Source organism: Streptomyces sp. NPDC048523, from assembly GCF_043199815.1.
GTDB lineage: Bacteria > Actinomycetota > Actinomycetes > Streptomycetales > Streptomycetaceae > Streptomyces.
On record NZ_JBICWQ010000002.1, the window covers coordinates 1,457,162 to 1,472,069 of the forward strand.

The following is a 14,908-nucleotide window of genomic DNA, read 5'->3' on the forward strand; positions in this document are numbered from 1 at the left end:
ACGAACAACAGTTCCCCTAATAAATTCCCGGCCCCATACAACTAACCGGCCGACCGAACACGACCCTCGATTCGGTTCCCCGCGAGGTTTACGCCTCGCCCCACTCAGCGAATCCGACCCGCCCGCCCGACCGCGAATCCCCACCCGCCCCAGAACAAAAAGCGGCCACCCTCACCAGGGCCTCACCCCGGCAAAAGCGGCCGCTCCCGACAGCGCCGTCCCGTGACCTCACCCCGGATAGACCGGCGCCGTCCCGTCCACGTCCACCTTCTGCCACTGCGCCCCGGCCGGCAGCCGTACGATCCCGTCCTCCGAGTAGGCCACCAAGGGCATCTCGTCGTCCTCGGACGCCGCGATCTCCTTCACACCCGTGAGCGCGGCGGGCGGCGGCCCCTCCGGAGTGGAGCCGTCGACCTGGACGTACCGCGTCTGCTGCACGCCGCCCTGTTCGCGTCCGACCACCACGAGCCTGCTGTCGCCGGCCCAGGACATGGTCGTGACCTCCTCCAGATCCGGTGTCGCGGAGCGCAGTTCCCGCACCGAGACGCTCCGCGGGTCCCCGGTCCTGCCTTCCCGCTCGATCCGCCCGATGAACAGCGACTGCTTGCCGCCCTTCTCCACGACGAGCGCGATCCGCACCCCGTCGGCGGCCACCCGCAGGTCCTTGATACGCCCGTCCAGCCCGGGAGTCTCCACCTCCAGCGGCTTGCCCGCGCCCTCCTTGAAGAGCAGCAGTCGCGGATCGGCGGGGTTCCGGTCGGCCACCCACAGGTCGCCCTCGGTGTCCCAGCTCGGCGTGGTCAGCCGGTCATCGGCCGTCTTGCCGTTGCTGAGCAGCACCGCTTCCCCGAGCGACCCGCCCGACACCAGCGACCCGACGTACAGCGCCCTGCCGTCGATCCCGACACCGGCCGCGGTGTGCTCGTCACGCGAGACCGCCACCGACCGCAGATCCTTGTCGCCGTCGCCCAGCGCTCCGGGCACCGCAACCGGCTCGGCCCTCGTACTGCTGCCGCCCGGCTCGGCCGAAACCCGCACCAGCCGGTGCTCGCCGTTGACGAAGTACAGGAACTCGGGACGCTCGACCGAGCCGCGCGTGGCGTCCCCATCGGCGTCGCTCTCCGTGGCGGAGCACAACTGCTTGCCGCCCGCCCGCAGTTCGACGTCGTCCACGGCAGGGGTGAGGTTCTGCAGGGTGAACAGCAGCTGGGCCGCCATCGCCTTGCACTGGTCCGAGCCGACGTTCCTGGCCTTGTCGTTGAGCGGCACCGTCAGCGTGCTCCGGTCGTCGGGAGTCAGCGAGGAGACGCCGCTCCTGAGGGCCGTACCGGTGGGAAAACTCGTCCTGACGACGGGGTCGAGCCAACTGGTCGGCCCCTTGAGCAGGGACCGCACCAGCTGTGTCATGGGGTCCACGCGCTCACGCACATACACGGGGTCGGCCACCGCCACGGTCTGTGGAGCCGTTGCCGACCTGGTATGCGAAGCGAAGTAGTACTTGTTGACGGACACGTAGTTCCGCTGGAAGTCCGACCTGCCCATGACGACTCCGCGCGGAGGGCTGTCGATCCGCCACTGCTTGGTCTTCTTGTCCTTCACGAGGTGCACAGTCTCCCGGTACTCACCCGAGGCCGGCGCGTACGACTGCTGCGCGTCCACCACGGCCACCCTGGTGCCGACCAGCGTGAACGACTTGTCCTGGGACTGCCCTTGGTCCACGGGCGGCACGACGTCGGCACCGGGCCCGTCGTCGAGCACCGTGGTGGACAGCCCCGGCTGCCACTGCTTCGCCGCGCTCTTGGTCAAGTACTGGCGGGCCGTCTCGTAATTCGGATCGTCGCTGGTCAGCGCCTCGAGGAAGCCCTGCACGATGTCCGTGGGCTCGGCGTCCTCCTGCGGCGGCATCGCGAAGACCCGCACCTGCGTGTCCTGGCGCGGCGTGGAGTCCACCCCGCGCAGATCCCCGCTGTCCGGCATGGAGGCACACCCCGCCAGCAATACGACACCACAGGCGACGTACACCGTCGCGCGCCCCGGCGTGCGCCGGCCACCCCCCTCGCGGTCAGCGCCCACGGAATGCCTCCCCCTGCTGTTCGTACGACTCCTGCGCCCCGGCGTCCGGGCGGCCGGCGGTCTCACCGCCAGGCGCGTCCCCGGCGGACGCACCGTCCGGCCGTCGCGCACTCGACGTCGGCCGGGACACCACGCGCGCGCCGCTGCCGGGCAACGCCGTCGGATCGGCCGTGGGGGTCACCGCGCCCGCCCGGGGCGTGATCGGGTCCCGCGCGGTCCCCTGGTCGCTCTTCGGCTGGACCGGTACAGTGGCCGCCTTGTCGCCGCCTCCACGCGGCAGGCCGGCGTCATCGAGTCCACGGTTGCGCCGCGAATCCTTGGGCTCCAGCGGTATCGGCGAGCCCCGCAGCGGCTCGTCGGCCGTCCTGGGCAGCGTCAGCCGGAACTGCGAGCCACCGCCCGGCTCCCCCCACGCCTGGAGCCAGCCGCCGTGCAGCCGCGCGTCCTCCAGGGCGATCGACAGGCCGAGACCCGTACCGCCGGTGGTACGCGCGCGTGCCGGGTCGGCCCGCCAGAAGCGGCTGAACACGCGCGTGGCCTCACCCGGCTTGAGCCCGACCCCGTAGTCGCGCACCGCGATCGCGACCGCCCCGCCCGCCGAGGCCAGCTTGACCACGACGTCCTTGCCCTCACCGTGCTCCACGGCGTTGACGACGAGATTGCGCAGCACCCGCTCCACCCGGCGGGCGTCGGCCTCGGCGACGACGGGCTGCTGGTCCCCCACGATCCGGACCGTCGTGCCCTTGCGCTCGGCGAGCGGCTCGGCCCCGCTGACGACCCGCCGCACGACCTCCCTGAGGTCGATCGGCTCGGCCTCCAGCGCCGCCGCACCCGCGTCGAACCGGCTGATCTCCAGCAGGTCCGCAAGCAAGGTCTCGAACCGGTCCAGCTGGTCGGCGAGCAGTTCGGCCGACCGCGCGGTCATCGGATCGAAGTCCTCGCGCGCGTCATGGATGACGTCGGCCGCCATCCGTACGGTCGTCAGCGGCGTCCGCAGTTCGTGCGACACGTCCGACACGAACCGCCGCTGCATCCGCGACAGGTCCTCCAGCTGCTGGATCTTCAGCTGAAGGTTCTGCGCCATCTTGTTGAAGGCCTCGCCGAGCCGCGCGATGTCGTCCTCGCCGGTGACCTTCATCCGCTCCTGAAGCCGCCCGGCGGACAGCCGCTCGGCGATCCCGGCCGCCATCCGCACCGGCGTGACGACCTGCCGCACCACGAGCCAGGCGATGGCTCCGAGGAGTACGACGACGAAGAGCCCGGCGGTCGCCAGGGTGCCCTTGACCAGGCTGAGCGACTTCTCCTCCTGGGTGAGCGGGAAGAGGTAGTACAGCTGGTACGGGTCGCCGTTGGGGTCGTTGACCTGCTTGCCGATGACGAGGGCAGGCTGCGACTCCTCGTCGGCGTCGTAGACGATGCGGGTGTAGCTCTGCGCGGCGGCCGTACTGTCGTCGACCTTCTCGCGCAGCGCCTCGGGAACGCTGGCCGTCGGATCCACGTCGCCGGAGGCGCGCGGTCCGCGCCCGCTCCCGCTGTCGCCGCCCACGGGCAGGCTCACCACGTCGAAGGCGCCCTGGCCGCCGCTGGAGAGCGAGTAGACGAGGTTGCTCATCCACTCAATGACGAACTGGTCGGACTGACCGTCCGCCGCAGCCGTGTCGTCGGTCCCGGCGTCGGCCTCCTCCGCCTTCTGCTTGGCCACCGCGAATCCGCCGGTGGCCTGGCTCTGTGATGCCTTCACCTTGGCGTCGAGGAGCCCGTTGCGCACCTGCCCGATGACGACGAAGCCCAGCAGGAGGACCACGCCGAGCGACATCAGCAGGGTCGTGACGACGACCTTGAGCTGGATGTTGCGCCGCCACAGCCGCATCACGGGAAGCAGCGGCCGGCGCACCCAGCGCATGAAGAGCCGCACGACCGGGCTTCCCTGGACTCCGCCCTGGAGCAGCCCGTCCTCGATGAACCGCCCCCAGCGGGAGCGGGCTTTCGTCCGCCCGACAGGCCGTCCCGCGCTCACCCCGGCCGGCCCGGGCGACGAAGCGGCACTGTCCCCGGACATGTCAGCTTGGCCCTGCCTTGTAACCCACACCACGGACGGTCACCACGATCTCGGGCCGCTCCGGGTCCTTCTCGACCTTGGAACGCAGCCGCTGCACATGCACGTTGACGAGCCGGGTGTCGGCGGCGTGGCGGTAACCCCACACCTGCTCGAGCAGCACCTCACGCGTGAACACCTGCCACGGCTTGCGCGCGAGCGCGACCAGCAGGTCGAACTCCAGCGGCGTCAGCGCGATCGACTGCCCTTCCCGCTTCACGGAGTGGCCGGCCACGTCGATCACCAGATCACCGATGGCGAGCTGCTCGGGAGCCGGCTCCTCCGACCTCCGAAGCCGCGCCCGGATCCGGGCCACGAGCTCCTTCGGCTTGAACGGCTTCACGATGTAGTCGTCGGCACCGGACTCCAGGCCCACGACGACATCCACCGTGTCGCTCTTGGCCGTCAGCATCACGATCGGCACGCCGGACTCCGCCCTGATCAGACGGCACACCTCGATGCCGTCCCGCCCGGGCAGCATCAGATCCAGCAGCACCAGATCCGGCTTGGCCTCACGGAACGCGGCCAGCGCCTTGTCACCGTCGGCTACGAAAGACGGCTCAAAACCTTCACCACGCAGCACAATGCCCAGCATCTCGGCAAGTGCGGTGTCGTCGTCGACGACAAGGACTCGTCCCTTCATAAACGACATCATCCCATTCTCATAACAGTGGTGAAGGCAGTGGTGAGACAGCTCACCGACCAGTGACCTTAGTCGTACCCGACCGTCACTGTCTGCCTCGACCGCCGCCGTGGGTACGAGCCGCGGATGCCGGGCGGATGCGTGGTCACTGCATCCGGATCAGCTGATCGTCACCTCCCGGGCCCTCGCGCACAGCTCGGCAAGGGCCTCAGCCGTCACCGGCGACACCACGCCCTCCTCCGTCACGATCGCCGTCACCAGCTCCGGCGGCGTCACATCGAAGGCCGGGTTGTACGCCTGCGTCCCCAGCGGCGCCACCGGAATCCCGCCGCCCGCCTCGGCGCCCGCCACCGGCACCTGGGGCGCCGCGATCTCGGTCACCTCGTGGCCGGCACGCTGCTCCACCTCGATCGACGCCCCGTCCGGCGTGTCCAGATCCACGGTGGTCACCGGCGCCACCACGATGAACGGCACATGGTGATACCGCGCGAGCACCGCCAGGGGATAGCTCCCCACCTTGTTCGCCACCGAGCCGTCGGCCGCGATCCGGTCGGCCCCGATCAGCACCGCGTCCACCTCCCCAGCCGCGAACAGCGAGCCCGCCGCGTTGTCGGTCAGCAGGGTGTACGCCATCCCGCTGCGCGCCGCCTCGTACGCCGTCAGCCGGGCGCCCTGGAGCAAGGGACGCGTCTCGTCCACCCACAGCCGCCGCAGCTGCCCCGCGCGATGAGCCGCGAGGGCCACCGCGAACGCCGTCCCCTCACCGCCCGACACCAGCGAACCGGTGTTGCAGTGGGTCAGGATCCGGTGCCCGCCGCCCGGCAGCAATTCGTCCAGCAGCGCCAGCCCACGCTCGGCCATGGCGGCACTGGCCGCCGCGTCCTCCTCGTGCAGCCTGCGCGCCGCCGCCAGCGCCGCCCCGGCCGCCAGTTCCTGGTCACCGCTCTTGCCGAGCTCGGCCCGGTAGGCGGCCTCGGCTCTGCGTACCCCGACAGCGAGGTTCACCGCGGTCGGACGCGCGGCCGCCAGCACGGCCGCCGCCTCGTCCACGTCGAATCCGCGCGCGGCGGCGAGCGCGACCCCGTACGCCCCCGCGATGCCGAGCAACGGCGCCCCGCGCACGGCGAGCGAACGGATCGCCTCCACCAGCGCGGACGCATCCGTACAAACGAGTTCGACCTCCTCGGCCGGCAGCCTCGTCTGGTCGAGAAGCACCAGCACGGGGCCTTCGGGTGGCTCCTCCCAGCGGATGGCCGGGATGTCGGTGGGCTTGCTGTCCTCGCCGGATTGCACGTACTGATCAGCCATGCGATCAGTCTGCCCCTTGTCCGCCGGAGTATTGAAGGTGTGCAGCGCATACCGCGGCTGGTCCTTCGCCGACCACCCCATGGCACGATGGCTGCCAACCTGCCGCCGCGACCGCGGACGGGCACCGTGAAGGAGCGACGATGAACGACACTCCGGGCTGGGCCTCGCCCGGATCCGCCCCGTCCGACGGGCACGAGCCCGGCGCGTCCGGTCCCGCCGAGCCCGCAGCCCGGCCCGACACCGCGAAGCCCGCGCAGCAGCCGGAGGACAACCCGCAGGACGCCGGCTCGAAGTGGTCCCAGGAGCAGCCGCCACCAGGTCAGTGGTCCGCCCCCACCGCCCCCACCGGCCCCGCTACTCCCGGCCAGAGTCCTCCGCCCCCGCCGCCCGGCCCGGGCTGGGGCACGCAGCCCCCCGCCGGCCCGCCCGGAGGCTACAGCCCTCCCCCGGGCTGGGGCGGCGGCTACAACGGCTGGGGCGGCCCCCCGCCCGCGGCCAAGCCCGGCGTGATCCCCCTGCGCCCGCTCGGCGTGGGCGAGATCCTCGACGGCGCGGTCTCCACCATGCGCACCTACTGGCGCACGGTCCTCGGCATCTCGCTGACCGTCGCCGTCGTGACCGAGGTCCTCGTCATCCTGCTCCAGGGCCTGGTCCTGAACGACAGCGCGGGGACCGAGGCCCTCAACGACCCCAGCGCCAGCGTCGACGAGCTGACCCGCGCCCTGGGCGAGACCATGCTCGGCTCCACCGTCGTGTTCCTGATCTCCCTGATCGGCACGGTCGCCGCGACCGCACTGCTGACGACCGTCACCAGCCGGGCCGTGCTCGGCAGGCCGGTCACCACCGGTGAGGCCTGGCGCGACGCCCGCCCGCAGGTACCCCGGCTGTTCGGCCTGATCTTCCTGCTGCTGCTCATCACCTTCGGCTTGCTGGCCGTCGGAGCCCTGCCCGGCATCCTCGTGGCCGCAGCGGGCTCCAACGGCGGCGGTATCGCCCTTGCGATCCTGGGCCTCCTCGGCGCCGGCGTCGTCGCCCTGTGGCTGATGATCCGCTTCTCCCTGGCCTCGCCCGCGCTGATGCTGGAGAAGCAGAGCATCGTGAGGTCGATGAACCGCTCCACGAAACTGGTCCGCGGCTCCTGGTGGCGGGTCCTCGGCATCCAGCTGCTGGCCGGACTCATCGCCAACATCGTGGCGGCCATCGTCGTCATCCCCTTCACCTTCCTCGCCGCAGCGCTCAGCGGTGAAGGTGTCGGCGGCTTCGTCAACGGCACCAGCGACCTCGGCTGGACGTTCCTCATCATCAGCGGCATCGGCTCGGTGATCGGCTCCATGATCACTTTCCCGATCTCGGCCGGCGTCACCGTGCTCCTCTACATCGACCAGCGCATCCGCCGCGAGGCCCTCGACCTCGAACTGGCCCGCGCGGCCGGCGTCCAGGACTACGGCACCGGCCCCACTCCCGGGAGCTGATGCGGTGAACCTGCCGGGGGGAGTGCTCACCACGCTGCGCGCCGTCGACATCTCCGTGCTGTCACCGGCACGGTCCGCCGACGAACCGCCGCTGACGATCCCGCGCGACCCCGCGCGGGAGGCGGCCCGCCGCGAGCTGTCCAAGCGCATGTACCACGAGAACGACCCCAGTTGGTTCCAGCGCGCCCTCAACGCGTTCTGGGAATGGGTCGACAAGCTGTTCAACGCCGCCTCATCGGCGACACCGGGAGGACCACTGGGCCTGGTCGTCGTCATCGCCGTGATCGCCCTGGTCGTCGGCGCACTGTGGTGGCGCTTGGGCACCCCCCGCCGGGGACCCGCCTCCGCCACCGCCCTGTTCGACGACCGCCCCCGCAGCGCCGCCGACCACCGCGCGGCCGCCGAGGCACACGCGTCCCAGGGCCACTGGAACCAGGCCGTACAGGAGCGCATGCGCGCGATCGTCCGTGCCCTGGAGGAGCGTGCCCTGCTCGATCTCCGTCCCGGTCGCACTGCGGACGAGGCCGCCGCGGAAGCCGGCCGCGCCCTGCCCTCCCACACGGACCGGCTGCGTTCCGCCGCCCGGGATTTCGACGACGTCACGTACGGCGGCCGGGCGGCGACCGAGCAGTCGTACCACCGCATCGCCGAACTCGACCGCGACCTGGAACGCACCAAGCCGGTATTGGCCAACAGCACGAGCAGCGGCCACAGCGCGGACCACAACGCCCGCCAGGGAGCCGCCGAATGACCACCGAGGCCACGCTCCCGTCCACTTCGGCCTCGCCCACCGCCCGCCAGGTGTGGACCCGCGCGCGCGGCGTCGTACTCGCCCTCGTGTTGCTCCTCGTCGCGGCCGTGGCGATCGCGGCGATCCGCTCCACCGAGCGCCACGGCAGCCTCGATCCGCGCTCCGCAGACCCCTACGGCAGCCGCGCCGTCGCCGAACTCCTCGCGGACCGGGGCGTCGACACCCGCGTGGTCACCACCCTGGACCAGGCACGCGCCGCGGCCGGCCCCGACACCACGCTCCTGGTCGCCGTCCCCGACCTCCTGACGCACCGCCAGCAGAGCCGACTGCGCTCCGCGACCGCCGGCTCCGACGGCCGCACCGTCCTCGTCGCCCCCGGCGGCTGGTCCGTCGAACGGCTGGCCCCCGGTGTCGTCGCGGACCCCGCCACCAGCCTGGACTCGACGCTCTCCCCCGACTGCGGCCTGCCCGCGGCCCGGCGCGCGGGGACCGCCGACACCGGTGGCATCCGCTACACCGTCACCGACCCCGGCAACGACGAGTGCTACCCCAGCGAGCGCCTGCCCACTCTGGTGCGCGTCCCGGCGGCCTCCGGGGACGGCGACACCGTCGTACTCGGCGCGCCCGACATCCTCTACAACGACACCCTCGACGAGCAGGGCAACGCCTCGCTCGCCCTCCAACTTCTCGGCTCCCGCCCCCATCTGGTCTGGTACCTCCCCTCGCTCTCCGACTCCTCCACCACCGACCCCGGCGAGGAGAAGGACTTCCTCGACCTGCTCCCCTCGGGCTGGCTCTGGGCCACACTTCAGCTCTTCTTCGCGGCAGCACTCGCCGCTCTCTGGAGGGCACGCCGACTGGGCCCGCTCGTGCCCGAAAAACTCCCCGTGGCGATCCGCGCCTCCGAGACCGTCGAAGGCCGCGCCCGTCTCTACCGCAAGGCCAACGCCCGTGACCGCGCGGCCACCGCTCTTCGCTCCACCACTCGCACCCGCCTCGCCCCCCTCGTAGGCGTCCCCGTCACCCAGGCGCACGCGCCCGAAGCCCTGCTCCCCGCTCTGTCCGGCCATCTGCACCGCGACGGAGACGGACAGTCCCTGCACTCCCTGCTCTTCGGCCCGCCGCCCGGCGACGACGCAGCCCTCATCTCCCTTGCCGACCAACTCGACGCCCTCGAAAGAGAGGTACGCCGTTCATGATGGACCCGACCACTGACAACGCCGGGACCACCGGGGACCCGGACACCGCCCGGGCCTCCCTGGAAGCCCTGCGCGCCGAGATCGCCAAAGCCGTGGTCGGCCAGGACCCCGCCGTGACCGGTCTTGTCGTCGCCCTCCTCTGCCGCGGACACGTGCTACTAGAAGGAGTCCCTGGGGTCGCCAAAACGTTGCTCGTCCGCGCCCTCGCATCCGCACTCGAACTCGACACCAAGCGCGTCCAGTTCACCCCGGACCTCATGCCCAGCGATGTGACGGGCTCTCTGGTCTACGACACCCGCAGTGCCGAGTTCTCCTTCCAGCCCGGCCCGGTCTTCACCAACCTCCTCCTCGCGGACGAGATCAACCGCACCCCGCCGAAGACCCAGTCCTCCCTCCTGGAGGCCATGGAGGAGCGGCAGGTCACGGTCGACGGCACCCCGCGCCTCCTGCCCGACCCGTTCCTGGTCGCCGCGACCCAGAACCCGGTGGAGTACGAGGGCACCTATCCCCTCCCCGAAGCCCAGCTGGACCGTTTCCTCCTCAAGCTGACGATCCCGCTCCCCTCCCGGCAGGACGAGATCGATGTCCTCACCCGCCACGCCGAGGGCTTCAACCCCCGCGACCTCAAGGCCGCCGGCCTACGCCCCGTAGCAGGCCCGGCCGACCTCGAAGCCGCCCGCGCGGCAGTCGCCAAGACCACGGTCTCCCCCGAGATCACTGCCTACGTCGTCGACGTGTGCCGCGCCACCCGCGAGTCCCCGTCCCTCACCCTCGGCGTCTCCCCGCGCGGCGCCACCGCCCTCCTGGCCACCTCGCGCGCGTGGGCGTGGCTCACCGGCCGCGACTACGTCATCCCCGACGACGTCAAGGCCCTGGCCCTCCCCACGCTGCGCCACCGCGTTCAACTGCGCCCGGAGGCCGAGATGGAGGGCGTGACGGCCGACTCCGTCATCAACGCGATCCTCGCCCACGTCCCGGTCCCCCGCTGATGGCCCTCACCGGACGCGCCGCACTCCTCGCAGCCCTGGGTTCCCTTCCCGTCGGCATCTGGGAACCCAGCTGGACGGGCATCCTCGCGGTCAACGCCCCCCTGGCAGTGGCCTGCGCGTGCGACTTCGCCCTGGCGGCATCCGTACGGCGGCTCGGCCTGACCCGGTCCGGCGACACCTCCGCCCGCCTGGGCGAGACGGCCGATGTCACCCTCACGGTCACCAACCCGTCCGGCCGCCCGCTCCGCGCCCACCTCCGCGACGCCTGGCCCCCGAGCAGCTGGCAGCCCGGCACGGAGGTGGAAGCCTCCCGCCACCAACTGGCGGTCCCGGCCGGCGAACGCCGACGCCTCACCACCCGCCTACGCCCCACCCGCCGCGGCGACCGCCAGGCCGACCGAGTGACGATTCGCTCCTACGGCCCCCTCCGGCTCTTCTCCCGCCAGGGCACCCACAAGGTCCCCTGGACGGTCCGCGTGCTGCCCCCGTTCACCAGCCGCAAGCACCTGCCCTCCAAGCTGGCCCGCCTGCGTGAACTCGACGGCCGCACCAGCGTCCTCACCCGCGGCGAAGGCACGGAATTCGACAGCCTGCGCGAGTACGTTCCCGGCGACGACACCCGTTCCATCGACTGGCGAGCCACCGCCCGCCAGACATCCGTCGCCGTACGCACCTGGCGCCCCGAACGCGACCGCCACATCCTTGTGGTCCTCGACACCGGCCGCACCTCGGCGGGACGCGTGGGTGACGCCCCACGCCTCGACGCCTCCATGGACGCGGCCCTGCTCCTGGCCGCCCTCGCCTCCCGCGCCGGCGACCGCGTAGACCTTTTGGCATACGACCGGGGAGTACGCGCCGTGGTCCAGGGCCGAACAGCCAACGACTTGCTCCCCTCGCTGGTCAACGCAATGGCCGCCCTCGAGCCCGAACTCGTCGAAACGAACGCTCGTGGTCTCACCGCCACAGCCCTGCGTACGGCTCCTCGCCGCTCCCTGATCGTGCTGCTCACCAGCCTCGACGCCGCGCCCATCGAGGAAGGGCTGCTGCCCGTACTTCCTCAGCTCACCCAACGACACACGGTCCTTCTGGCCTCGGTGGCGGATCCCCATATCGCCCGCATGGCCACGGCCCGCGGCAACACCGATGCCATCTACGAGGCCGCGGCCGCCGCTCAAGCGCAAACGGAACGCGATCGCACGGCGGAACAACTCCGCCGGCACGGAGTGACTGTCGTCGATGCGACACCGGACGACCTGGCTCCCGCCCTGGCCGACGCATACCTCGCACTCAAAGCAGCCGGACGCCTGTAAATAGAAGAAGGGGGCGCCTCGCGCCCCCTTGAGGAAAAGAACCTGAAACGCAGAAAACCCCCGTGCCGAATGGCACGGGGGTTTTCCCAAAAATTGTTCGGCGGTGTCCTACTCTCCCACAGGGTCCCCCCTGCAGTACCATCGGCGCTGTAAGGCTTAGCTTCCGGGTTCGAAATGTAACCGGGCGTTTCCCTCACGCTATGACCACCGAAACACTATGAAGTTACGACCGGAAAAAGCACAGTCGTTGCCTCAGAACTAACACAGTGGACGCGAGCAACTGAGGACAAGCCCTCGGCCTATTAGTACCGGTCACCTCCAGCGGTTACCCGCCTTCCAGATCCGGCCTATCAACCCAGTCGTCTACTGGGAGCCTTAACCCCTCAAAGGGGGTGGGAACACTCATCTCGAAGCAGGCTTCCCGCTTAGATGCTTTCAGCGGTTATCCCTCCCGAACGTAGCCAACCAGCCATGCCCTTGGCAGGACAACTGGCACACCAGAGGTTCGTCCGTCCCGGTCCTCTCGTACTAGGGACAGCCCTTCTCAATGTTCCTGCGCGCGCAGCGGATAGGGACCGAACTGTCTCACGACGTTCTAAACCCAGCTCGCGTACCGCTTTAATGGGCGAACAGCCCAACCCTTGGGACCGACTCCAGCCCCAGGATGCGACGAGCCGACATCGAGGTGCCAAACCATCCCGTCGATATGGACTCTTGGGGAAGATCAGCCTGTTATCCCCGGGGTACCTTTTATCCGTTGAGCGACGGCGCTTCCACAAGCCACCGCCGGATCACTAGTCCCGACTTTCGTCCCTGCTCGACCCGTCGGTCTCACAGTCAAGCTCCCTTGTGCACTTACACTCAACACCTGATTGCCAACCAGGCTGAGGGAACCTTTGGGCGCCTCCGTTACTCTTTAGGAGGCAACCGCCCCAGTTAAACTACCCATCAGACACTGTCCCTGATCCGGATCACGGACCCAGGTTAGACATCCAGCACGACCAGACTGGTATTTCAACGACGACTCCCCCTGAACTGGCGTCCAGAGTTCACAGTCTCCCAGCTATCCTACACAAGCCGAACCGAACACCAATATCAAACTGTAGTAAAGGTCCCGGGGTCTTTCCGTCCTGCTGCGCGAAACGAGCATCTTTACTCGTAGTGCAATTTCACCGGGCCTATGGTTGAGACAGTCGAGAAGTCGTTACGCCATTCGTGCAGGTCGGAACTTACCCGACAAGGAATTTCGCTACCTTAGGATGGTTATAGTTACCACCGCCGTTTACTGGCGCTTAAGTTCTCAGCTTCGCCACACCGAAATGTGACTAACCGGTCCCCTTAACGTTCCAGCACCGGGCAGGCGTCAGTCCGTATACATCGCCTTACGGCTTCGCACGGACCTGTGTTTTTAGTAAACAGTCGCTTCTCGCTGGTCTCTGCGGCCACCCCCAGCTCAGACAGTAAATGTCATCACCGGTGATGGCCCCCCTTCTCCCGAAGTTACGGGGGCATTTTGCCGAGTTCCTTAACCATAGTTCACCCGAACGCCTCGGTATTCTCTACCTGACCACCTGAGTCGGTTTAGGGTACGGGCCGCCATGAAACTCGCTAGAGGCTTTTCTCGACAGCATAGGATCATCCACTTCACCACAATCGGCTCGGCATCAGGTCTCAGCCTCGTGTGCGACGGATTTACCTACCGCACGGCCTACACCCTTACCCCGGGACAACCACCGCCCGGGCTGGACTACCTTCCTGCGTCACCCCATCACTCACCTACTGCAAGTCTGGTTCGTCGGCTCCACCACTTTCCTTTCCCCGAAGGGTCCGGAACGGCTTCACGGACTTAGCATCGCCTGGTTCGATGTTTGACGCTTCACAGCGGGTACCGGAATATCAACCGGTTATCCATCGACTACGCCTGTCGGCCTCGCCTTAGGTCCCGACTTACCCTGGGCAGATCAGCTTGACCCAGGAACCCTTAGTCAATCGGCGCACACGTTTCCCACGTGTGTATCGCTACTCATGCCTGCATTCTCACTCGTGAACCGTCCACCACTGCCTTCCGGCGCGGCTTCACCCGGCACACGACGCTCCCCTACCCATCACAGCGGGCGTTGGCCCTATAGCTGCAATGACACGACTTCGGCGGTACGCTTGAGCCCCGCTACATTGTCGGCGCGGAATCACTAGACCAGTGAGCTATTACGCACTCTTTCAAGGGTGGCTGCTTCTAAGCCAACCTCCTGGTTGTCTGTGCGACTCCACATCCTTTCCCACTTAGCGTACGCTTAGGGGCCTTAGTCGATGCTCTGGGCTGTTTCCCTCTCGACCATGGAGCTTATCCCCCACAGTCTCACTGCCGCGCTCTCACTTACCGGCATTCGGAGTTTGGCTAAGGTCAGTAACCCGGTAGGGCCCATCGCCTATCCAGTGCTCTACCTCCGGCAAGAAACACACGACGCTGCACCTAAATGCATTTCGGGGAGAACCAGCTATCACGGAGTTTGATTGGCCTTTCACCCCTAACCACAGGTCATCCCCCAGGTTTTCAACCCTGGTGGGTTCGGTCCTCCACGAAGTCTTACCTCCGCTTCAACCTGCCCATGGCTAGATCACTCCGCTTCGGGTCTTGAGCGTGCTACTGAAACGCCCTATTAGGACTCGCTTTCGCTACGGCTACCCCACTCGGGTTAACCTCGCAACACACCGCAAACTCGCAGGCTCATTCTTCAAAAGGCACGCAGTCACGAGAGTGCATGCAAGCATGCACTCCGACGCTCCCACGGCTTGTAGGCACACGGTTTCAGGTACTATTTCACTCCGCTCCCGCGGTACTTTTCACCATTCCCTCACGGTACTATCCGCTATCGGTCACCAGGGAATATTTAGGCTTAGCGGGTGGTCCCGCCAGATTCACACGGGATTTCTCGGGCCCCGTGCTACTTGGGTGTCTCTCAAACGAGCCGCTGATGTTTCGACTACGGGGGTCTTACCCTCTACGCCGGACCTTTCGCATGTCCTTCGCCTACATCAACGGTTTCTGACTCGTCTCACAGCCGGCAGAC

At 68.5% G+C, this 14,908-nt stretch carries 9 protein-coding genes and 2 rRNA genes; 5 read left to right on the top strand and 6 right to left on the bottom strand.

What is annotated here, in order from left to right:
• Positions 1-228: 228 nt before the first annotated feature.
• From ACGFWE_RS15685 to mtnA, 4 genes are all read right to left on the bottom strand, one after another.
• Positions 229-2,073, bottom strand: coding sequence for an LpqB family beta-propeller domain-containing protein (locus tag ACGFWE_RS15685; RefSeq protein ID WP_393600178.1), 1,845 nt, complete (start codon positions 2,071-2,073; stop codon positions 229-231).
• On the bottom strand, positions 2,063-4,132 hold the full coding sequence (gene mtrB, locus ACGFWE_RS15690) for an MtrAB system histidine kinase MtrB (protein ID WP_393600179.1): 2,070 nt from the start codon (positions 4,130-4,132) through the stop codon (positions 2,063-2,065). The genes ACGFWE_RS15685 and mtrB overlap by 11 nt, the downstream gene beginning before the upstream one ends.
• A gap of 1 nt (position 4,133) precedes the next feature.
• A complete protein-coding gene (gene mtrA / locus ACGFWE_RS15695; protein WP_187281934.1) occupies positions 4,134-4,823 on the bottom strand; it encodes a two-component system response regulator MtrA in 690 nt (229 codons plus the stop codon).
• A 147-nt stretch (positions 4,824-4,970) separates the two neighbouring features.
• Positions 4,971-6,119: an S-methyl-5-thioribose-1-phosphate isomerase gene (gene mtnA / locus ACGFWE_RS15700; RefSeq protein ID WP_393600180.1), complete on the bottom strand. Its 1,149-nt coding sequence runs from the start codon at positions 6,117-6,119 to the stop codon at positions 4,971-4,973.
• Between the two features lie 140 nt (positions 6,120-6,259).
• Here mtnA and ACGFWE_RS15705 point away from each other — a divergent pair, with 140 nt between their 5' ends.
• Genes ACGFWE_RS15705 through ACGFWE_RS15725 form a run of 5 tightly spaced genes read left to right on the top strand, consistent with a single transcriptional unit; the run spans position 6,260 to position 11,840 of the window.
• Positions 6,260-7,591 carry a glycerophosphoryl diester phosphodiesterase membrane domain-containing protein gene (locus tag ACGFWE_RS15705; protein ID WP_393600181.1) on the top strand — a complete coding sequence of 444 codons (1,332 nt, stop codon included), beginning with the start codon at positions 6,260-6,262 and terminating at the stop codon, positions 7,589-7,591.
• A 4-nt stretch (positions 7,592-7,595) separates the two neighbouring features.
• A complete protein-coding gene (locus ACGFWE_RS15710; RefSeq protein ID WP_393600182.1) occupies positions 7,596-8,342 on the top strand; it encodes a DUF4129 domain-containing protein in 747 nt (248 codons plus the stop codon).
• Entirely contained in the window at positions 8,339-9,541 is a 1,203-nt protein-coding gene (locus tag ACGFWE_RS15715; protein ID WP_352391089.1) for a DUF4350 domain-containing protein, read from the top strand. Before ACGFWE_RS15710 ends, ACGFWE_RS15715 begins: the two co-directional genes overlap by 4 nt.
• Positions 9,541-10,530 carry a MoxR family ATPase gene (locus tag ACGFWE_RS15720; protein WP_352391088.1) on the top strand — a complete coding sequence of 330 codons (990 nt, stop codon included), beginning with the start codon at positions 9,541-9,543 and terminating at the stop codon, positions 10,528-10,530. The genes ACGFWE_RS15715 and ACGFWE_RS15720 overlap by 1 nt, the downstream gene beginning before the upstream one ends.
• Positions 10,530-11,840 carry a DUF58 domain-containing protein gene (locus ACGFWE_RS15725; protein WP_393600183.1) on the top strand — a complete coding sequence of 437 codons (1,311 nt, stop codon included), beginning with the start codon at positions 10,530-10,532 and terminating at the stop codon, positions 11,838-11,840. Before ACGFWE_RS15720 ends, ACGFWE_RS15725 begins: the two co-directional genes overlap by 1 nt.
• Before the next feature lie 95 nt (positions 11,841-11,935).
• Here the strand turns inward: ACGFWE_RS15725 and rrf are convergent.
• Positions 11,936-12,052 (bottom strand): 5S ribosomal RNA (gene rrf, locus ACGFWE_RS15730).
• A 70-nt stretch (positions 12,053-12,122) separates the two neighbouring features.
• Positions 12,123-14,908 (bottom strand): 23S ribosomal RNA (locus ACGFWE_RS15735); the annotation flags it as partial.